General features: G+C 64.6%; 20 protein-coding genes. 9 read left to right on the forward strand and 11 right to left on the reverse strand.

The features are described 5' to 3' along the window. Positions 1 to 91 precede the first annotated feature (91 nt). Genes LB525_RS19520 through LB525_RS19535 form a run of 4 tightly spaced genes read left to right on the forward strand, consistent with a single transcriptional unit; the run spans position 92 to position 3857 of the window. The gene (locus LB525_RS19520; RefSeq protein WP_224546002.1) at positions 92 to 976 is read left to right on the forward strand and encodes an ABC transporter permease subunit; all 885 of its coding nucleotides are present in this window, start codon (positions 92 to 94) and stop codon (positions 974 to 976) included. An 8-nt stretch (positions 977 to 984) separates the two neighbouring features. After that, positions 985 to 1899, forward strand: a complete 915-nt coding sequence (locus tag LB525_RS19525; protein ID WP_095767483.1) for an ABC transporter permease subunit — start codon at positions 985 to 987, stop codon at positions 1897 to 1899. 11 nt (positions 1900 to 1910) lie between these two features. Next, positions 1911 to 3011 carry a sn-glycerol-3-phosphate ABC transporter ATP-binding protein UgpC gene (gene ugpC / locus LB525_RS19530; RefSeq protein WP_224546004.1) on the forward strand — a complete coding sequence of 367 codons (1101 nt, stop codon included), beginning with the start codon at positions 1911 to 1913 and terminating at the stop codon, positions 3009 to 3011. Between the two features lie 48 nt (positions 3012 to 3059). Then, positions 3060 to 3857: a phosphodiesterase gene (locus tag LB525_RS19535; RefSeq protein ID WP_224546006.1), complete on the forward strand. Its 798-nt coding sequence runs from the start codon at positions 3060 to 3062 to the stop codon at positions 3855 to 3857. Between the two features lie 151 nt (positions 3858 to 4008). Here the strand turns inward: LB525_RS19535 and LB525_RS19540 are convergent, their stop codons facing one another. From LB525_RS19540 to LB525_RS19550, 3 genes are all read right to left on the reverse strand, one after another. After that, complete coding sequence (locus LB525_RS19540; RefSeq protein ID WP_095767486.1) at positions 4009 to 5091, reverse strand: ABC transporter ATP-binding protein; 1083 nt, start codon at positions 5089 to 5091, stop codon at positions 4009 to 4011. Then, a complete protein-coding gene (locus LB525_RS19545) occupies positions 5088 to 6662 on the reverse strand; it encodes an ABC transporter permease (protein WP_224546008.1) in 1575 nt (524 codons plus the stop codon). Before LB525_RS19545 ends, LB525_RS19540 begins: the two co-directional genes overlap by 4 nt. Before the next feature lie 175 nt (positions 6663 to 6837). Beyond that, positions 6838 to 7842 carry an iron ABC transporter substrate-binding protein gene (locus LB525_RS19550; protein WP_224546019.1) on the reverse strand — a complete coding sequence of 335 codons (1005 nt, stop codon included), beginning with the start codon at positions 7840 to 7842 and terminating at the stop codon, positions 6838 to 6840. Between the two features lie 204 nt (positions 7843 to 8046). Here LB525_RS19550 and LB525_RS19555 point away from each other — a divergent pair, with 204 nt between their 5' ends. The 3 genes from LB525_RS19555 to LB525_RS19565 all read left to right on the forward strand — a co-directional run bounded on the left by LB525_RS19555 (position 8047) and on the right by LB525_RS19565 (position 11364). Then, complete coding sequence (locus LB525_RS19555) at positions 8047 to 8589, forward strand: sigma-70 family RNA polymerase sigma factor (RefSeq protein WP_224546021.1); 543 nt, start codon at positions 8047 to 8049, stop codon at positions 8587 to 8589. Beyond that, a complete protein-coding gene (locus LB525_RS19560) occupies positions 8586 to 9224 on the forward strand; it encodes an NrsF family protein (protein ID WP_224546023.1) in 639 nt (212 codons plus the stop codon). Before LB525_RS19555 ends, LB525_RS19560 begins: the two co-directional genes overlap by 4 nt. A 241-nt stretch (positions 9225 to 9465) precedes the next feature. Continuing rightward, positions 9466 to 11364: a PAS domain S-box protein gene (locus LB525_RS19565; protein ID WP_224546025.1), complete on the forward strand. Its 1899-nt coding sequence runs from the start codon at positions 9466 to 9468 to the stop codon at positions 11362 to 11364. 30 nt (positions 11365 to 11394) lie between these two features. On the opposite strand, the gene LB525_RS19570 is transcribed toward LB525_RS19565, so the two are convergent. The 7 genes from LB525_RS19570 to LB525_RS19600 all read right to left on the reverse strand — a co-directional run bounded on the left by LB525_RS19570 (position 11395) and on the right by LB525_RS19600 (position 16849). Beyond that, positions 11395 to 12273, reverse strand: coding sequence for a 3-hydroxybutyryl-CoA dehydrogenase (locus LB525_RS19570; RefSeq protein ID WP_140632869.1), 879 nt, complete (start codon positions 12271 to 12273; stop codon positions 11395 to 11397). Positions 12274 to 12473: 200 nt separating this feature from the next. Continuing rightward, the gene (locus LB525_RS19575) at positions 12474 to 13403 is read right to left on the reverse strand and encodes an electron transfer flavoprotein subunit alpha/FixB family protein (protein ID WP_224546027.1); all 930 of its coding nucleotides are present in this window, start codon (positions 13401 to 13403) and stop codon (positions 12474 to 12476) included. Between the two features lie 24 nt (positions 13404 to 13427). Then, on the reverse strand, positions 13428 to 14177 hold the full coding sequence (locus LB525_RS19580; protein ID WP_224546029.1) for an electron transfer flavoprotein subunit beta/FixA family protein: 750 nt from the start codon (positions 14175 to 14177) through the stop codon (positions 13428 to 13430). Between the two features lie 162 nt (positions 14178 to 14339). Beyond that, on the reverse strand, positions 14340 to 15143 hold the full coding sequence (locus LB525_RS19585) for a rhomboid family intramembrane serine protease (RefSeq protein ID WP_224546031.1): 804 nt from the start codon (positions 15141 to 15143) through the stop codon (positions 14340 to 14342). Positions 15144 to 15164: 21 nt separating this feature from the next. Then, entirely contained in the window at positions 15165 to 15746 is a 582-nt protein-coding gene (locus LB525_RS19590) for a cob(I)yrinic acid a,c-diamide adenosyltransferase (protein WP_224546033.1), read from the reverse strand. A 19-nt stretch (positions 15747 to 15765) separates the two neighbouring features. Beyond that, positions 15766 to 15957: a twin transmembrane helix small protein gene (locus LB525_RS19595; RefSeq protein ID WP_095767495.1), complete on the reverse strand. Its 192-nt coding sequence runs from the start codon at positions 15955 to 15957 to the stop codon at positions 15766 to 15768. 25 nt (positions 15958 to 15982) lie between these two features. Continuing rightward, the gene (locus tag LB525_RS19600) at positions 15983 to 16849 is read right to left on the reverse strand and encodes an SDR family oxidoreductase (protein ID WP_224546036.1); all 867 of its coding nucleotides are present in this window, start codon (positions 16847 to 16849) and stop codon (positions 15983 to 15985) included. Between the two features lie 58 nt (positions 16850 to 16907). On the opposite strand from LB525_RS19600, the gene LB525_RS19605 reads away from it, so the two are divergent. Further along, positions 16908 to 17759: a YihY/virulence factor BrkB family protein gene (locus LB525_RS19605; RefSeq protein ID WP_095767497.1), complete on the forward strand. Its 852-nt coding sequence runs from the start codon at positions 16908 to 16910 to the stop codon at positions 17757 to 17759. 127 nt (positions 17760 to 17886) lie between these two features. On the opposite strand, the gene LB525_RS19610 is transcribed toward LB525_RS19605, so the two are convergent. After that, entirely contained in the window at positions 17887 to 18777 is an 891-nt protein-coding gene (locus tag LB525_RS19610; RefSeq protein WP_224546037.1) for a DMT family transporter, read from the reverse strand. Positions 18778 to 18930: 153 nt separating this feature from the next. Between LB525_RS19610 and LB525_RS19615 the strand changes: the two genes are divergently transcribed. After that, complete coding sequence (locus LB525_RS19615; protein ID WP_224546039.1) at positions 18931 to 19218, forward strand: hypothetical protein; 288 nt, start codon at positions 18931 to 18933, stop codon at positions 19216 to 19218. Positions 19219 to 19222 lie beyond the last annotated feature (4 nt).

Raw genomic sequence — 19222 nt, forward strand, 5'->3', positions numbered from 1 at the left:
TCTCCTGAAACCGGTTCCCATCTTTCGGGAGACATGCCTTAGTCTTGTGCCGCGCGAGCGGGGTTGGCGGTTCAACGACATCGGCGGATCGATGGAAAAACGCGTCACTTTCAGCAAATGGACGATCGGCATCCTATTCGCGGTGCCGCAGCTAATTCTGATCTTCACCTTCTTCTACTGGCCGGCCGGGCAGGCCGTGTACTGGTCGCTGACGCTGCAGCAACCCTGGGGCGGCGGCAACATCTGGGTCGGGCTCGACAATTTCCGCTCGATTCTGTCCAACGCCAGCTACTGGGACTCGATCACCGCCAGCATGATCTTCGCCGGGATCAGCACGGGACTTGCGATGACAATCGCGCTGGTGCTCGCCGCCTTGACTGACCGCCAGCTTGCCGGCTCATGGCTTTACCGCGTGGTCCTGATCTGGCCTTACGGCATCGCCGCACCGGCGCTGGCGCTGGCGTTTCGCTTCATCCTGGCACCGGAAGCCGGCTTCATGGCCGTGGTCAACCAGGTCTGGCCCGGCTCCTGGGACCCTGGACTTGACGGCGCCGACGCCATGGCCTCGATCATCATCGCCTTCTCGTGGAAATATGTCGGCTATAATTTCATTTTCTTCCTCGCCGCCTTCCAGGCGATTCCGCGCTCGCTGATCGAGGCGGCGGCGATGGACGGCTCCGGCGTCATCAGGCGCTTCTGGGATATCCAGTTTCCGCTGATCACGCCGACCATCTTCTTCCTGCTGGTCATCAACATCACCGAGAGCTTCCAGGATTCCTTCGGCATCGTCGACATCATGACCGCAGGCGGACCGGCCAACGCCACCAATCTGATGGTCTACAAGATCTATTCCGACGGCTTCAAAGGCCTCGATTATTCGGGCGCCGCCGCGCAGAGCATCATCCTGATGCTGCTCATCATCGCGCTCACCATCGTCCAGTTCCGCTTCATCGAGCGGCGCGTGCATTATCGTTGAGGCGGGCCATGGTCGAGCGCACCCCGATCCTCAATTTCTTCACGCATCTGATCCTGTTCGTCGGCTTCGTATTCTGCGTGGCGCCGTTCGTCATCGTAGCGATCGCCGCCTCGCATAATCTAAAGGACGTCAACGACGTGCCGATGTCGCTGCTGCCGGGCAGCGATTTCTGGGTCAACATCAGGACGGCCTGGACGACCGCCGACCTCGGTCCGAAGCTGCTCAACTCCTTCATCATGGCGTTTGGCGTGGCCGCCGGGAAAGTCATCATCTCGGCGCTGACCGCCTTCTCGATCGTCTATTTCCGTTATCCCGGCCGCATGCTGATGTTCTGGCTGATCTTCATCACGCTGATGCTGCCGCTCGAGGTGCGCATCGTGCCGACCTACGCGGTGGTCGCCAACGTGCTCGAGCCCTATCAGGCGATCATGGACCTGACCGGCCTCTCCTGGCTGATCGAAAAGGTCTCGGGCGTGCAGGTTTCGCTCAGCCTGGGACTGCTCAATTCCTATAGCGGCCTGATCCTGCCGCTGGTCGCGACCGCTACTGGCACCTTCCTCTACCGCCAGTTCTTCCTGACCGTGCCGGATGAGTTGACCGAAGCGGCGCGCATGGACGGCGCCGGCGCGCTGCGCTTCTTCGTCGATATCCTGCTGCCGCTATCGCGCAACAACATGGCGGCGCTCGGCACCATCATGTTCCTGTGGGCCTGGAACCAGTATCTGTGGCCGTTGCTTATCACCACCGACCAGTCGCATGCGATGGCGGTGACAGAGCTGAAGCAGCTCATCCCCAATGTCGGCGGCGCGCCGGAATGGCATATCGCCATGGCCGGCACGCTGATCGTCATGCTGCCGCCGCTGATCGTCGTGGTGCTGATGCAGCGCTGGTTCGTGCGCGGCCTGATCGCCACCGAAAAATAAGGAGACGGAAAATGGCCTCCATCACCATTCGGGGCGTCAAGAAGAACTACGCCAAGACGCAGGTCGTGCATGGCGTCGACCTCGACTTCGCTTCGGGCGAATTCGTCGTCATCCTCGGGCCGTCCGGTTGCGGCAAGTCCACGCTGCTTAGAATGATTGCCGGGCTGGAAGAGATTTCCGACGGCACGATCGCGATCGACGGCACGGTGGTCAATAAGCTCGAGCCGCGCGAGCGCGGCTGCGCCATGGTGTTCCAGAACTACGCGCTCTACCCGCATATGAGCGTGGCCCAGAACATCGGCTATTCGCTGAAGGTGGCTGGTGTTCCGTCGGCCGAACGCGCCCAGCGCGTCCAGGCGGTTGCGCGCGTCCTGGAGCTAGAGCACCTGCTCGACCGCAAGCCGATGGCGCTCTCCGGCGGCCAGCGCCAGCGCGTCGCCATGGGCCGCGCCATGATCCGCGAGCCGAAGGTGTTCCTGTTCGACGAGCCGCTCTCCAACCTCGATGCCAAGCTGCGTGTGCAGATGCGCTCCGAGATCCGCAAGCTGCACCGGCGCCTCAGCGCCACTTCCGTCTTCGTCACGCACGACCAGGTCGAGGCGATGACGCTGGCCGACCGGCTGGTGGTGATGAATGGCGGCCGTGTCGAGCAGGTGGGCACACCGGCGGAAGTCTATAGCCGGCCGGCCAGCCGCTTCGTCGCCACCTTCGTCGGCGCGCCGGCGATGAACATGCTCGAAGGCACCGTCACGCTCGACGGGCTGTCATTGCTCGGAGGCAGCCGCAAGCTCAACGTGTCGCGCACGGGCGTTCCCGTGGGCGCGAAAGTCGCGGTCGGTATCCGGCCGGAGGCGGTGCGCATGGTGGCGCCGGGCACGCCGGGAGCGCTTGCGGCGACCGTCGATCTCATCGAGGAATTGGGCGCCGGCCGCGTCGTCTATGTCGATCTCGACGGCGCGCCGTTCTCTGTCGTGACGTCGGAGATCGTCCACTCCGAACCGGGCAGCACGATCGGCCTGCAGTTCGCCGAAGCGGACCTGCACTTCTTCTCCTCGGAGACGGGCGGCAGGCTCGACGTGTTCAAGGCCTCGGTGCCGGAACCGGTGCTGTAAGGCGGGCCTTGCAAGGCTGACTTTGCAAATTATCTGAGGGTTCACGGAATGAAGATCATCCAGGTCACCGACGTCCATCTCGATCGTCGGCGCCAGATACGCTATGGCGCGGATCTGAACGAGCGGCTCGATCGCTGCATATATCATATCAATACTCGGCATGGAGATGCGGCGCTCTGCATCTTCACCGGCGATCTGGCCGACGACGGCGAAGCCGAGAGCTATGCCGATTTGAAATCGGCGCTGAGCCGGCTCACTGTGCCTTACCAGCTGCTGCCTGGAAACCATGACCGGCGCGCCAATCTGATCGCCGCCTTTCCGGATAACGGGACGGACGGCAACGGCTTCGTGCAGTCGGTGCTCGACACGCCGGAAGGGCGACTCGTTTTTCTCGACAGCATGGCGGAGGGCCGTGTCACCGGCGAGTTGTGCGACAACCGGCTTGCATGGCTCGACGTACGGCTTGGCGAGGCGGCAGGCAAGGCGGTTTATATTTTCCTGCATCATCCACCCGTCGAGCTTGGCCTCACTCTGCTCGACCCGCTCGGCCTCGAACAGCCGCAGCGGCTCATCGACGTGCTGACCCGCCACGGCAATGTCCGCTACATCTTCTTCGGCCATGTCCATCGCGACATCGCCGGCACCGTCGCCGGCATTCCGTTCTCGGTGCAGCGCGGCCTGCATGCCCGGTTCATGCTCGACCTGGTCGGCGACGAAGTGGTCGAGCAGGCGCCGCCCGCCTATTCGATTATCCTGATCGATGGGCAGCGCGTGGTCATCCACAGCGTTGATTTCCTGGAGCAATGGCCGCTTTGGTCGCCTGCAACTGGGCAGCGCGTGCGCTGAGGCATGCCGATATTCAGGTGAGGCCGGCCTGCAAACGGCGGTTTCCTGCGCTTCCGGTGCTCACGTACTTCAAGTACGCTCCGCTCCGGTTCTCGAAACCCGCCGTTTTCGGCTCGGCCTGACCTGAATATCGGCATGCCTCAACTCCGACCTAAGCAAAGACATGCGCCTTGCCGGTGACGGTCAAGCGCACGATCTCGCCGATCTCCGGCGCGTCCATGCCCGTCCTGCGCAGGATCAGCGGCGTGTTGCCGATGGCGGCCGCATCGGGCGGGTCCGGGCTGTTGAGCAGCCGCACCGCGACGGTGCAGACCGAACCAGCGAACTCGCAGTCCGTCACTTCGCCGAACAGCATGTCGGGTGTGCCCGACATGCCTTCGCGCGAGGTCCGTTTAAGCAGGATCTGCTCGGGCCGCAGCATGATGCGGGCGACATCGCGCCGTCCCTTCGTGTCGACGGCGATGCGGCCGAGCCGCGATACGGCGAAGCCGTCCGCGATCCTGGCCGGCACGATGATGGCGTCGCCGAGGAACTCGGCGACCATCCTGTCCCTGGGTTGGAAATAGAGCTCTCGCGGCGTGCCGACCTGCGAGAACAACCCTTCGCGCATCACCGCCACCTGGCTGGCGAAGGACAGCGCCTCGGCCTGATCGTGCGTGACCAGGATGGTGGTGATGCCCGCCTCCTCCAGAAGCTCGGCCACCGCCTTGCGCATCGAAGCGCGAAGCCCGGTGTCGAGCGCCGAGAACGGTTCGTCAAGCAGCATCAGCCGGGGCTTCATCGCCATGGCGCGGGCAAGCGCCACGCGCTGCTGCTGGCCGCCGGAAAGCTCGTGCGGCCGGCGCTTCAGGATCGCCTTGTCCAGCCCGACGATGTAGGCGAGCTCGACGATATGCTCGGCTCGCTTGTCGGCATTCCGCGGGATGCCGAAGCCGATATTGTCGGCGATGGTGAGATGCGGGAACAGGGCGCCGTCCTGGGCCACCACGCCGATGCCGCGGCGATGCGCGGGCACGGCCGCGCCGCCGTTGGCGAGCACCTTGCCGTCGAGTGCGATGCGGCCGCGGTCCGGCGCCTCGAAACCGGCGATCAGCCTGAGCAAGGTGGTCTTGCCGCAGCCGGAAGGCCCGACGATCGCGGTGCGGCTGCCGCTTTCCACCGCAAGGTCGACGCCGGCGAGCGCCGTCACCGGGCCGTAGCTTTTCGCGACGCCGCTGAGTTCGAGAAAGCTCATCGTCCGGCCATCCGCTTCGACTGGATGTAGAGCCACCAGGTCATCGGCAATGACATCGCCACCATGATCAGCGCGTAAGGGGCGGCGGAGGCGTAGTCGATCTCGCCGCTATAGGACCAGAATGCCATCGCCAGCGTGCGGGTGCCGTTGGGCGCCAGCATCTGGGTGGCGGTGAGCTCGTTGGTGATGCCGAGCGCCACCATCGCCATGCCGGCCGCGGCGCCCGGCGCCGAAAGGCGGATGGTCGTCGACCACAGCGCCTTGACCCGCGGACGGCCGAGGCTGGAGGCGGCGCGCTCCAGCTCCACAGGCGCCTGCGCGATCGAGGCGCGCAGGCTTATCAGCGCGCGCGGCAGGAACATCAGCGCGTAACCGAACAGGATGGTGAACAGCGTCTGGTAGAGCGGCAGCGCGACGCGCACGGTCATGGTCACCAGCGCCAGCGCGATGACCACGCCCGGCAACGCGCCGACGATATAGTTGCAGCTCTCGAGCAGGCGCTGCAGCGGCCCCGGCGCGCGGATCGAAATCCAGGCCATCGGCATGGCGGCAATTGTCGCGAGCACCGCGCCGGCAATGGCGAGGAACAGCGTCTGGCCGAGTGCCAGGCCGATCTCGTCCCACCGCCAGACTTCGGTGCCCCCGGCAAGCAGCCAGCGGCCGACCGTGACGAAGGGCACGCCGAGCGACAGCAGCGCGACGCCGGCCGGCAAAAGCAGGCAGAACAAGGTGGCGCGGCCGAGGCGAGCACGCTGCTGCTCGCGCGCGGCGCCGGAACCGACGCGGGCATAGCGCTCCTCGCCGCGTATCATCACCTCGAGGGCGAGCAGGAAGAGGCAGCAGACCACCAGCACGGCGGCCAGCATGTTGGCCGCCGGACCGTTGAAGGTCGACTGGAACTGGTCGACGATCGCGGTGGTGAAGGTGTCGAAACGGATGAAGACATAGAGGCCGTATTCGGCCAAGAGATGCAGGCCGACCAGCAGCGAGCCGCCACAGATGGCGAGCCTGAGCTGCGGCAGCACGACGCGCGCGAAGACCCGCCACGGGTCAAGACCGAGCGCCGCGGCCGCATCCTCCAGCGCCGGATCGAGGCGGCGCAGCGCGGCGGCGATCGGCAGGTAAAGGAATGGGAAATAAGCGATAACGGAGACCAGCACGCCGGCCCACAGCCCGTGCAGGCCCGGAACGAAGCTGATCCAGGCATAGGAGTGCACGAAAGCGGGGATGGCGAGCGGCGCGACCGACAACCAGGACCACCAGCGGTTGCCCGGCAGGTCGCTGCGCTCTGTCAGCCAGGCCAGCGCCACTGACAGAACGATGGCGATCGGCACCGTGACGACCACGAGGAGCACGGTGTTGACCAGCAATTCGCCGACGCGCGGGCGGAAGATCAGCGCCACCACGGTGTCCCAGCCGGTCTGGATCGCGACCCAGACGATGAAGGCGAGCGGCAGCAGCGCAACGAGCGAGATGAGGGCCGCGGCGAGCGTGATCCACGACGCGGACCGGTGCTTCTTCATCCCGGCCGCAGGCAGTCTTGCCGGCGTCATGTCGATCGCCGATTGCATCAGGCAGGCCGCTGGGTCGCCTCCGCCTGCCGGCGGAAGCGGTGCGATGTGCCATTCAGGCGGGTCGAAGCGCGGTCGACTGTCATCGACGGGGCGATCTCCAAACAAAAACGCTCCCGCGGAAGGCGAATTGCCGCGGGAGCACGGTCGTTCGCCCTTTTAGGACGAACGCGAACTAAAGCAAGCCGGCTTGCGTCATCAACTCGATGACCTTCTTGGAATTCAATCTGGCCGGATCCACTTTCGGCGCCTGCAGATCGGCCAGCGGCACCAGCTTCGGGTTGGACTGGGCATCCTTGCCGACCGCATATTCATAGGACGTTCCGGTCTTCAGCACGTCCTGGCCGCCCTTGCCGGTCACCCACTTCAGGAACGCCTGGGCTTCCTTCGGGTGCTTGCTCGACGCCAGCACGCCGCCGCCGGAGATCGACACGAAGGCGCCCGGATCCTGGTTCTTGAAATAATGCAGGGCGACATTCCGGCTGTTTTCGCCGGTCTTGGCCTGATCGCCGAAATAGTAATAGTGATAGATCACGCCGCCATCGATCTCGCCGGCATTGACCGCCTTCATCACCGTTGAGTTGCCCTTGTAGGCGGTGAAATTCTCCTTCATCGCCTTCAGCCAGTCGGCGGTAGCGGCCTCGCCCTTGAGTTCAAGCAGGGCGCTGACAATGGCCTGGAAGTCGGGGCCGGACGGCGAGGCGGCCCAGCGGCCCTTCCAGCTCGGATCGGCAAGATCGAGCAGCGACTTCGGCAACTGGTCTTCCTTCAGCTTGGCCTTGTTATAGGCAAAGACGGTGCTGCGGGCGGCAACGCCGACCCATTTGCCAGTCGACGGCTGGTATTCCTGCGGAACCTGCGCCAGCGTATCGGCGTCGACCGGCGCGAACAGTCCGGCGGCTTCGACCAGCGCCATTGCCGGCGAATTCTCAGTCAGGAACACGTCTGCCGGCGAGGCCGCTCCCTCGGCGACGATTTGGTTGGAGAAGTCGCTGTCGCCGCCATTGCGCAGCGTGACCTTGATGCCGGTTTCCTTGGTGAAGCCCGCTGCCCATTCCTTGGCGAGGCTTTCATGCTGGGCATTGTAGACGACGATGCCTTGATCCTTGGCCATGGCGGAGCCTGCGGTCAGGCCGAGCGCCAGCGCGGCGCCGGCGAGTGTGGAAAGGGCAATTTTCATGGGCATCGTCCTCAATTCGAGACAGGGGTCTTGGGCACGGCTGCACCTATCAATACATGATTGTTATAGTCAACATTGTGACCCTGCTTCAATCGGTCGCCGTTCCGCAAACTTTCGTGATTTTGCGGTAGTTTGGCTTGGACATTATTTCGCCGGCCACGTAACAAACCAGGGCCGAGACGCGAACATTGGGGGTAAACTCTTGTGACCGGCAAGGACGAGGCCGAGCTTTCCCGGCTGCTCAGGGCCGCGATCGCGGGAGACGAAAGGGCTTATGCCGACTTTCTGCACGGGATCGCCGCCCTCGTTCGCGGCTTTGTCCGGCGCAAGATCGTTCAAGGCGGGGTCGATCCCGAGGATGTCGTGCAGGAAACCTTGCTGGCCATTCATGTCAAACGCCACACCTGGCGGCCGGATGCGCCGGTGTTGCCCTGGGTCTATGCGATCGCCCGCTTCAAGCTGATCGACGCGTTCCGCCGGCGCGGGCGGCGCATCGAGGTCGAGATCGACGAGATCGCCGAAACCTTCGCCGAGCCGGAAACGGAAACGGTGAGCGAGCGCGACATCAATCGGGCGCTCGACGGGCTGCCGCCCGCGCAACGCTCGGTGGTGGCATCGATCTCGGTCGATGGCCATTCGATCGGCGAGACGGCGAGCAAGCTCGGCATCAGCGAGACGGCGGTGCGCGTGTCGCTGCATCGCGGCCTGGCCGCGATCGCCAAAAGATTTGGACGAACAGCGACATGAGGACAGAGGATCTCATCAAGGCGCTCGACGCCGATGCCCGCGACGAGGCGATGCCGATGGGCAGGGCCTGGTGGCTGGCGGTCGGCGTGGCCATGGCGATCGCGGCGATGGTCTTCTTTGCGACCATCGGGCCGCGTCCCGACATCATGCCGGCCATGCACACGATGCGCTTCATGTCCAAATTCGTGTTCACGCTGACGCTCGCCGCCAGTGCCTTCGCGCTGATCCGCGCGCTGTCGATGCCGGGCGCCTCGACCAGGCGGGCGACGGCCTGGATGATCGCCGCGCCGCTTCTGGTGGTGCTGGCGGTGGTTCTCGAGCTTTTCGTCGTGCCCGAGGCCGATTGGGGCAAGCGGCTCATCGGCTCGAACATGATGATCTGCATGAGCTTCATCCCGCTGATCGGCATCGGCCCGCTGGCTATCTTCCTCGGTATGCTGCGCTATGGCGCGCCGACGCGGCCGGTGCTGGCGGGCGCGGTGGCCGGCCTGCTCGCCGGAGGGCTCGCGGCGACCTTCTACGCCGCGCATTGCTTCGACGATTCGCCGCTCTTCGTCGCCACCTGGTATACGGTCGCGATCGCCTTCCTGACCGCGCTCGGCGCGCTTGGCGGGCGGTTTTTCGTCCGCTGGTAGGATTACACCGATCCTTCGGTACAGTTTTGAAACAGTACCTTAATCATACCGGCAATTGTTTGCCGGTTATCGGAGTGGCCGCTGCCGCTCATGCAACCATTCCTTAAAATCGATCCGCCAGAGTTGTGGCAACGCGCAGTCGCGCATTGGGTGGGATCGCATTGTGGCGTGGTTGAGTTGGAAAGGTCCGCGGGCCGGCAAGCGCGCCGTGCCCGTCTTGATGGCAGCCGGACTCGTTGCCTTGACTGCATCGGTCCTGTTGCCGGCCCTGGAACTCGGCACGGACGCGTTGAAGGTCTGCCTGCAGATATCCGTCGCCGTCACGGCCGTCACGCTGTTTGTCTCCGCGCTGTCCATCCGCAAGATCATCGACGACCGCCGGCAGATTGCCGAGAGCGAGCAACGCTTCCGCCGGGCCATGGAGGATTCGGCGATCGGCGTCGCCATTGTCGGCCTCGATGGCCGCATCCTTCAGACCAATCCTGCCTTCGCCGACATGCTGGGATACACCCGCTCGGAAATCGAGGCGCTGACCTTCTTCCAGATCACGCATCCCGACGATCTGCAGATCGGCCGCGAGACGATGACGAGTCTGAAGGAAGGCAAGATCCACTCCTTCCGTTTCGAGAAGCGGTATCTGCGCAAGGACGGCACCCCGGTCTGGGCGCAGCTCGCCGGCTCGGTCATTCGTGAAGAGGAGACGGGTCGTCCTCTCTATCTGGTGTCGCAGATCGAGGACATCGATGCGCGCAAGCAGGCCGAAGCGCGCATCGCCGAGGCAGAGGACCGGTGGAATTTCGCGCTCACCAGTGCCGGACAGGGTATCTGGAGCCTCGATATGCGCAGGGGCGGCACCACCTATTCCGAAACCTGGGTGAAGATGCTGGGCTATGCCGATGGCGAGCTCGACGGCGACCCCGATCGCTGGCTGGCCATGATCCATCCCGACGACCAGGAACGCGTCGCCGAGGCGGATCGCGCGCATCTTGCTGGCGAGACGCCCTTTTTCGAGGCCGAGTTCCGCATGCGGCACAAGGACGGCCGCTGGGTCTGGATTCTCGACCGCGGCAAGGCGATCGAGCGCGATGGCGAGGGCCGGCTGATCCGGGCAATCGGTAGCCTGACCGATATCACGGAACGCAAGGAGGCCGAGGCGCGGCTGATGGTTTCGGCGGCCATGCTGGCCGATGAGAAAGAGCGTCTCAGGGTGACGTTGCAGTCGATCGGCGATGCGGTGATCTGCACCGATGCCGCCAACCGCATCACCTTTATGAATCCGGTCGCGGAAAAACTCACCGGCGTCGTGGTCGGCGAGGCCCTGGGCAAGCTGCTCGGCCATGTCTACTGGGCGGTCGACGAGGAAAGCGGGCAGAAAATCGGGCTCTCGCGCCCTTCGGCGAGCGAGCAGCCGCACTGCGACCAGAACACGCGCGCTGTGCTTGTCCGGCGCGACGACACGCGCTGCAGCATCCGCCAGGTGGTGTCGCCGATCATGAACGACCGCGACGAGTTCTGCGGCCTCGTTATCGTCTTCCAGGATTTCAGCGACGCGCGCGCCCTGCAGCGCCAGCTAGCCTACGCCGCCGCCCACGACGCGCTGACCGGGCTCGCCAATCGCTCGAGCTTCATCCGCATCATGGAAGATCTCGTTGACCAGTGCCGCCTCAATGGCGGTGAGCATCAGTTCATGTTCATCGATCTCGATCACTTCAAGGCGGTCAACGACACCGGCGGCCATGCCGCGGGCGATGCGCTGCTCAAGCGCGTGGCCGACGCCCTGCGCAATGTGCTTGGCCCGGAAGACATCGTCGCGCGGCTTGGCGGCGACGAGTTCGCCGTCGTCCTCAAATCGGGCGCCGCGGCGTGCGGGCCGATCGCGGCGCGCTCGATCATCGACGCCATCGGCAATCTCGACTTCAGCTGGGACGGGCGCCCGCATTCGATCGGCGCCAGCATCGGGCTTGCGCCGATCCGCGCCGGTTGCGGCGAAGTGGACGAGATCATCGCCCGCGCCGACGCCGCCTGCTATGCCGCCAAGGCGGCCGGGCGCGGCTGCGTTTCCGCCGCGCCCGACGAAGTTTCGACAGGCGAAATTTCGAACGGCGGCGTGCCACTTCCGCCGCTCGCCGCGGCGTCCTGAGCCGTTTCGAAAGGGTTTAGCCGGGGAAGATCAGCGCGTCGGCACCGGATGGTCGCCGCGATAGTCGTAGAAGCCGCGGCCGGTCTTGCGGCCGAGCCAGCCGGCCTCGACATATTTCACCAGCAGCGGGCAGGGGCGGTATTTCGAATCCGACAGGCCCTCATGCAGCACCTGCATGATTGACAGGCAGGTGTCGAGGCCGATGAAGTCGGCAAGCTGCAGCGGTCCCATCGGGTGGTTGGCGCCGAGCCGCATGGCGGTATCGATGGCGTCGACCGTGCCGACGCCCTCATAGAGCGTGTAGATCGCCTCGTTGATCATCGGCAAAAGGATGCGGTTGACGATGAAGGCCGGGAAATCCTCGGAAACGGTGATCGTCTTGTCGAGGTGCTTCACATAGCTCTTGGCGGCCTCGAAGGTCTGGTCCTCGGTGGCGATGCCGCGCACCAGCTCGACCAGCTTCATCACCGGCACCGGGTTCATGAAATGAATGCCGATGAAGCGTTCCGGCCGGTCGGTCTGCGCGGCAAGCCGGGTGATCGAGATCGACGAGGTGTTTGTCGCCAGGATCGCTTCCGGGTTGAGCTGCGGGCAAAGCTGCGCGTAGATCTTGCGCTTGACCGTCTCATCCTCGGTCGCCGCTTCGATCACCAGATCGGCGGCCGCGAGATCGGCCATGGTCGGGGCGGCGGAAATACGCGCCATTGCTTCGTTGCGCGCCTTCTCCTCGAGCTTGCCGGAACCGACCTGGCGCGCCATGTTGCCGCTGATGGTGGCGATGCCCTTCTCGATACGGTCGGGCGACACGTCGTGGATCAGGACCTTGTAGCCGCCCAGCGCCGAGACATGGGCGATACCGCCACCCATCTGACCCGCGCCGACAATGCCGATCGTCTCGATCTTGCTCATGACCCCGATCCCGTCCGGAGCATCTTCCGCGTCTTGAAGCGCGGAAACGCTCCTGTTGTTCATTTCCTGCAACCCGGACGCAAAACCGCCGGATTGGCTTCAGGCCTTGATGGCCCGCTTTTTGTGCAGTGCAAACTAAAAGGGCGGGGCGACTTCGTCTACCCCACCCTTCCGATTTTAATATGCCAGAACCGGTGGCGTCAAAGCGCCTTTTGCAGCTCCGGCAGGATGACGAAGAGATCGCCGACCAGGCCGTAATCGGCGACCTGGAAGATCGGGGCTTCCTCGTCCTTGTTGATGGCGACGATCACCTTCGAGTCCTTCATGCCGGCCAGGTGCTGAATGGCGCCGGAGATGCCGACGGCGATGTAGAGGTCGGGCGCGACCACCTTGCCGGTCTGGCCGACCTGCCAGTCGTTCGGTGCATAGCCGGCGTCGACTGCGGCGCGCGAGGCGCCGACCGCGGCGCCGAGCTTGTCGGCGACCGGCAGGATGACTTCCTGGAACTTCTCCGAGGAACCAAGCGCACGGCCGCCCGAGATGATGATCTTGGCCGAGGTCAGCTCCGGACGGTCGTTCTCGGAGAGCTTGTTCTCGATGAAGGAGGAGAGGCCTGGATTGGCGGCGGCGTCGACCGTCTCGACCGCGGCCGAGCCGCCTTCGGGCGCCGCCGCGAAGGACGCGGTGCGCACCGTGATGACCTTCTTGGCGTCGGTGGACTGCACGGTCTGGATGGCGTTGCCGGCATAGATCGGCCGTTTGAAGGTGTCGGGCGAGACCACCTCGATGATCTCGGACACCTGGGCGACGTCGAGGAGTGCCGCCACGCGCGGCGCGACGTTCTTGCCCGACGAGGTCGCGGGTGCGACGATCGCGTCATAGGAGCCGGCGAGCGAGACGACCAGCGCCGCCGTCGGCTCGGCGAGACGCTCGGCAAGCTCGTCGGCCTCGGCCAGCATCACCTTGCGCACACCCTTCAGCTTGGCGGCGGCATCAGCCGCGCCCTTGGCGCCCTTGCCGGCCACCAGCACGTCGACATCGGAGCCGATCTGGAGGGCGGCCGACAGCGCCTTGGCGGTCTGGTCGGAAAGACTTGCGTTGTCGTGTTCGGCGATGAGGAGAATTGCCATTTTCTTTGTCCTTTCCCGATCGCTTTAAAGCACGCCGGCTTCGTTCTTCAGCTTCTCGACCAGCTCGGTCACGCTCTTGACCTTGACGCCCGCCTTGCGGCCGCCGGGCTCCTCGGTCTTGATCACCTTGAGGCGCGGCTTGACGTCGGCGCCGTAGTCGGCCGGGCTCTTCTCGTCGAGCGGCTTCTTCTTGGCCTTCATGATGTTGGGCAGCGAGGCATAGCGCGGCTGGTTGAGGCGAAGGTCGGCGGTGACGATCGCCGGCATCTTCAATTCCACCGTCTGCAGGCCGCCGTCGACCTCGCGCGTCACCTTAGCCTGATCGCCTTCGAGCACGATCTTGGAGGCGAATGTCCCTTGAGCCCAACCAAGCAGTGCCGCCAGCATCTGGCCAGTCTGGTTCGAATCGTCGTCGATCGCCTGCTTGCCGAGGATGACGAGGCCGGGCGCTTCCGCCTCGACCACGCCCTTCAGCACCTTGGCGACGCCCAGCGGCTCGGTCTGCTCGTCGGTCTTGACCAGGATGGCGCGGTCGGCGCCCATGGCGAGCGCGGTGCGCAGCGTCTCCTGCGCCTGCTGCGGGCCGACCGAGACGACGATGATCTCTTCAGCCTTGCCGGCTTCCTTGATGCGGATCGCTTCCTCGACCGCGATCTCGTCGAACGGGTTCATCGCCATCTTGACGTTGGCAAGCTCGACGCCCAGTCCGTCGGCTTTCACCCGGACCTTGACGTTGGCGTCTACAACCCGCTTCACGGGCACAAGGATCTTCATTTTCCTGTCACCTCTCCTCAGATAGTCGGGGCGCTATAGCAGCGTGCGCCCTGTCAGAGTTGTCGAAAGCCGACATCGCGGACGGAATATCCGCCCAACTGTGCCGTTTCCGTAGTGGCGACAAATCGGCGCGTCAATATCCCACGACGCACCCAAATCGGTTCAGTCCCGGGGCGCCGCTGCTCCACGGCCCCATTGCGCCGCCGGCTGCGCCGGATCGCTCGCGGCGGGCTCGACAGGAACAGGCGGCTGCTGGATGTTGGGCGTCGAGTCCGGCTCGCCGTCGGCGCCAGCCAGCAGCGGCACGCCCCGGCTGCGCAGAACCAGCACCAGGATCGATCCGGCGATGATGCCGCCGATATGGCAGGCCCAGGAGATCTGGTCCTCGCCACCCGCCGCAAACATCACGACCTGGAACAGGATCCACAGAAGCAGCGGAATGAAGGCCGGGATGCGCAGCGGAATGCGGGCAAAGGCCAGCACCCAGACCTTCACCCGGGGGTAGAGGATCAGGTAGGCGGCGACGACGCCGGCGATGGCGCCCGAGGCGCCGATCAACGGCACCTGCGAATCCCAGGCCACCAACCCTTGGAAGAAGGCGCCGGCGACGGCGCAGGCAAGGTAAAAGATCAGATAGCGGATATGGCCGAGCGCATCCTCGACATTGTCGCCGAACACCCAGAGGAACAGCATGTTGCCGCCGAGATGGAAGATGTCGGCATGCAGGAAGGAATAGGTGAGGTAGCTCAGGCTCTCGGGGATGACGACGAATTCGGGCGAGAGCTCGACCTTGTCGTGAACCACCGACGGGATGAAGCCGAGACCGAGAACCGCGGCATTGGTGAAGTTTTCACCGCCGAGCGTGGTCGCCAAGTAGACCAGCACATTCGCCACGATCAGGCCGATCGTCACATATTGCAGGCGGATGTGGCGCAGCCTGTTGGTGTCGTAAAGCGGGATGAACATCGGACCCTCCCGCCTGCGGATTCAGCGGTTCTTGCCGGGAACCCATAGCACGTCGGCCTTTCCACTGTCATTGACCGCGCGGGCGGCGACGAACAGGAAATCCGAGACACGATTGATGTATTTGAGCGCCTCGCGGTTGACATGCTCGGCCGGATCCTGCGCCAGCGCCACCATCAGGCGCTCGGCGCGGCGCGCCACGGTGCGGGCAAGATGGAGCGCGGCCGCGGCCGGCGTGCCGCCGTTCAGCACGAAGGATTTCAGCGGCTGCAGTTCCTTGTTGAGCGCGTCGATGTCCTGCTCGACGCGGTCGGTCTGGGCGGCGACGATGCGCAACGGCTCGTATTCCAGCGGCTTGCCCTCGTCCGGCACGGCAAGGTCGGCGCCCAGATCGAACAGGTCGTTCTGGATGCGCGACAGCATGGCGTCGATCGCGGGATGTCCGGCGGCGGTGTGGACGCGGGCCATGCCGATGCAGGCATTGGCCTCGTCGACGGTGCCATAGGCGTCGACGCGCAGGTCGGATTTCAGCCGCCGCTCCCCGGTGCCGAGCCCGGTGGTGCCGTCGTCGCCGGTGCGGGTGTAGATCTTGTTGAGCTTGACCACGCCGTCCCCTCTAAATCTTCTATTTGCGCGTGAAATAGACAACCAGCAACAGCAGCGCTAAGGCCACGGCCTGCAGCATGATGCGCGCCTGCATCAGCTTGTTCGAGGTGAAGCCGGAGCCGCCGCGCATCATGTTGATCAGGCCGCGAACCAGCACGATCACCACGGCGGCCATCGCGACGATGGCGAGAATCTTGAAGATGATGAGCATCTGGCTGGCTCCGGTTCAGGTTCGGTCAGGCGCGCCTGGCGAGCACGCGGTAGAGCAGGGAGGCCGGCAGGATGCGTTTCAGCGCCGCGCCGATCCTGGCCGGCAGCGTTACCACATAATGCGGGCGCGGGCGCTGTGACAGAAGCGCGTGGCGCAACGCCCTGTGCACGACCTCAGGCCCGGGCTTCAGCTTCGACACGCTGCCGCCCGCCTGAAGCCTTGCGAGCTGCGCCTGATAATCGGCGCGGTGGACGGAATTCTCGACGTCGATATTCTTCAAGAACCAATGCAGGCCATTGCTGGCGATCTTCGACGTCACCGGTCCCGGTTCGATGAGGGAAAGGTGAATGCCGCTGCCTTCGAGCTCCTGGCGCATGCACAGCATCAGGCCTTCGATGGCGTGCTTGGAGGCCGAATAGGCGCCGCGGAAGCGGACCGGCGCCAGCCCGAGAATCGAGGAGCAGTGGACGAGCCGGCCATGCCCCTGGCGGCGCATGACCGGAACGATGCGCCGGGTGAGGTCGTGCCAGCCGAAGAAATTGGCCTCGAACTGCTCGCGAAGTGCTGCGACCGGCAGGTCCTCGACGGCGCCGGGCTGGGCGTAGGCGCCGTTGTTGAAGAGCGCGTCAAGCGTGCCGCCGGTCCGCTCCAGCACCGCATCGACCAAGGCGGCGATGGATTCGGGCTCGCGATAGTCGAGATAGAAGGCCTCCAGGCCGTCGGCCTCGAGGGCTGCGATGTCGGCCGGCTTGCGCGCCGTGGCGAAGACCCGCCAGCCTTCCGCCTTCAACGCCCGCGCGCAATAGGCGCCGATGCCGGAGGAGGCGCCGGTGACGATGACGGTGCGCAACTCTTCTGCCGCGGGGCGCGTTGTGAGACCTGGGGTTGCCATTTACCGCAATCACTTCCCATATTCGCGGCGTCGACACAATCGAGCGGAGCGCGGGCCCTTGCTGCGGAATATCGTCGCCCTCAAGCGCGTGCTCTACGATGCGATAGGCCATTTCAACACCGATGACGGCTGGGCGATGGCCAGCCATCTGGCGATCACCTCGCTGATGGCACTGTTTCCGTTCCTGATCTTCGCCACCACGCTTGCCAGCTTCCTCGGCGCGCGCGCCTTCGCCGACACGGCCGTGCATCTGGTCTTCGACACATGGCCGGAGCAGATCGCCAAGCCGATCGCGCATGAGGTGCTCAACGTGCTCACGGTGCGCCGCACCGACCTTCTGACCTATGGCGTGCTGCTTGCGGCCTATTTCGCTTCCAACGGCATCGAAGCCCTGCGCACTTCGCTCAACCGCGCCTATCGGGTCACCGAGACGCGCGGCATCATCCACCGCCGGGTGCAAAGCATCATCTTCGTCCTGATCGCCACCGCCTGCTTCCTCGCCATCAGCGTGCTTCTGGTGTTCGCGCCGCTGCTCGCACGGCTGGCGGAGGCGCATCTGGAGTGGATCAAGCCCTATATGGGAACGATCACCATCTGGCGTTACGTGATCGCCTCGACGGTCATCGTCATCGGGCTGTTCTCCGTGCATATCTGGCTGCCGGCCGGCAAGCGGCGCTTCGTCTCGATCATACCGGGCATCGTCTTCACGCTGGTCGCCTGGCTGGTCGGGTCGACGATCTTCGCCACCTATCTCGACCATTTCTCATCCTATGTGACGACCTATGCCGGGCTCGCCTCGATCATGATCGCGGTCGTCTTCCTCTACATCATCTCGGCGATCTTCATCCTCGGCGGCGAGCTCAACGCCGCGATCAGCCGTTATCTCGAAGCCCGTGCGCGGGTCGGGTGAGTTGGCGCCGGTCAGAAGAGGAACTGAAGAACTGGAGAATTGAAGAACCGGAGAATTGAAGAATTGAAGAATTGAGGAACTGGGGAAAATGCGCCGACGCTTGGCTCCGCCCTTCTTCTTCAATTCTTCAATTCCCCAGTTCCCCTTTCCTCGCCTGTCGCGCCGTCGCCAGGGCGACGCCGAGCGTGGCGATCGCCATGCCGGCGATCTGCAGCAGATTGAGCTGTTCGTTGAAAAGCAGCCAGGCGATGACCGCGGTTACGGCCGGCACCAGGTAGAACAGCGAGGCGACCTTCGACATCTCACCGTCCCTGATCATCACCATCAGCAGGAATATGGCGCCGACCGACAGCACCAGGACCAGCCAGGCCATGGCGAAGATCAATTCGCCATTGACGGTGACGGCGCGGGTCTCGAAGGCGAGCGAGCCCAGGATCATCACGGCGGAGCCGCCGACATACTGCCACATCGTCGCCGACACGAGATCGCCGCCTGAGGCATAGCGCTTCTGCCAGATGGTGCCGGCGCTCATGCCAAGCACGGAGACGAGCGAAGCCGTCAGGGTCGCCGACGTGACGCCGCCGCCGAGCGCGCCCAGCTTCGGCCACAGCACGATGACGACGCCGAGAAGGCCGACGGCGAGGCCGGCCCAATGGCGCGGCAGGATCGCTTCGCCGAGGAACTTTCCAGCGAGCACGGCGGTGATCAACGGCTGCAGGCCGACAATCAGCGCCGAAAACCCGGCCGGCATGCCCCTGTGGATCGCCCAGAAGACGGCGCCGAGATAGACACCATGCATGAGGACGCCGGCCACCGTTGCGTGCAGCGCCTCTTCGCGCGTCGCCTTGCGCGAGCCAAGCAGAATGGACAGCCCCGCGAACAGGGCCGCCGCGATCACGAAGCGGATGGCAAGGAAGGTGAAGGGTTCCGCCCAGGGCATGGCATAGCGCGCGCCAATGAAGCCGGTCGCCCACAGAACGACGAAGGAGGCGGGAATGAACCGCTTGATGCTCTGCATGGGGGAGGCTGCCGGGATGAACGGTTGATGACGGCAATTGCTCTAATGCCGTTCAATCCCGCAAGCAAAACGAAACGGTTGATCCATAAGCTAAGTTGAATTCATCAAACCGTGCCAAGAGGGGCATGGCGCATCCCCGCGCCATGGTGGGGCATGTTTTTGCATCTGGACACGACCTGGCTGTTGTTCGCCTTCGCGATCATTGCGGCCTTCGGCTTCTTCTTCGGCACGGCGCTCGACGCGATCATGGGGGAGAGCGGCTTCGGCCCGACCGGCAACACACTGCTGTTCATCTTCGGCTTTTTCGTCGCGGTGGGGGTCGCCAACAAGCATGGCATCAGCCTGAGCGATCTCAAGCTGGCGGTGGCCTGCGGGCTGGGCGGCGCCTTTGTCTTCATCAGCGTGCTGGCGCTGATCAAGGCCGGGATGGCGCGCCTCTAGCCAG

This window comes from Mesorhizobium sp. CA16 (assembly GCF_020165175.1).
Classification (GTDB): domain Bacteria; phylum Pseudomonadota; class Alphaproteobacteria; order Rhizobiales; family Rhizobiaceae; genus Mesorhizobium.

Bases quoted from the DNA above. Each gene is read 5' to 3' on its own strand.
- LB525_RS19520 (WP_224546002.1), top strand. From the start codon at position 92: ATGGAAAAACGCGTCACTTTCAGCAAATGGACGATCGGCATCCTATTC.
- LB525_RS19525 (WP_095767483.1), top strand. From the start codon at position 985: ATGGTCGAGCGCACCCCGATCCTCAATTTCTTCACGCATCTGATCCTG.
- ugpC (WP_224546004.1), top strand. From the start codon at position 1,911: ATGGCCTCCATCACCATTCGGGGCGTCAAGAAGAACTACGCCAAGACG.
- LB525_RS19535 (WP_224546006.1), top strand. From the start codon at position 3,060: ATGAAGATCATCCAGGTCACCGACGTCCATCTCGATCGTCGGCGCCAG.
- LB525_RS19540 (WP_095767486.1), bottom strand. From the start codon at position 5,091: ATGAGCTTTCTCGAACTCAGCGGCGTCGCGAAAAGCTACGGCCCGGTG.
- LB525_RS19545 (WP_224546008.1), bottom strand. From the start codon at position 6,662: ATGCAATCGGCGATCGACATGACGCCGGCAAGACTGCCTGCGGCCGGG.
- LB525_RS19550 (WP_224546019.1), bottom strand. From the start codon at position 7,842: ATGAAAATTGCCCTTTCCACACTCGCCGGCGCCGCGCTGGCGCTCGGC.
- LB525_RS19560 (WP_224546023.1), top strand. From the start codon at position 8,586: ATGAGGACAGAGGATCTCATCAAGGCGCTCGACGCCGATGCCCGCGAC.
- LB525_RS19570 (WP_140632869.1), bottom strand. From the start codon at position 12,273: ATGAGCAAGATCGAGACGATCGGCATTGTCGGCGCGGGTCAGATGGGT.
- LB525_RS19575 (WP_224546027.1), bottom strand. From the start codon at position 13,403: ATGGCAATTCTCCTCATCGCCGAACACGACAACGCAAGTCTTTCCGAC.
- LB525_RS19580 (WP_224546029.1), bottom strand. From the start codon at position 14,177: ATGAAGATCCTTGTGCCCGTGAAGCGGGTTGTAGACGCCAACGTCAAG.
- LB525_RS19585 (WP_224546031.1), bottom strand. From the start codon at position 15,143: ATGTTCATCCCGCTTTACGACACCAACAGGCTGCGCCACATCCGCCTG.
- LB525_RS19595 (WP_095767495.1), bottom strand. From the start codon at position 15,957: ATGCTCATCATCTTCAAGATTCTCGCCATCGTCGCGATGGCCGCCGTG.
- LB525_RS19600 (WP_224546036.1), bottom strand. From the start codon at position 16,849: ATGGCAACCCCAGGTCTCACAACGCGCCCCGCGGCAGAAGAGTTGCGC.
- LB525_RS19610 (WP_224546037.1), bottom strand. From the start codon at position 18,777: ATGCAGAGCATCAAGCGGTTCATTCCCGCCTCCTTCGTCGTTCTGTGG.
- LB525_RS19615 (WP_224546039.1), top strand. From the start codon at position 18,931: ATGTTTTTGCATCTGGACACGACCTGGCTGTTGTTCGCCTTCGCGATC.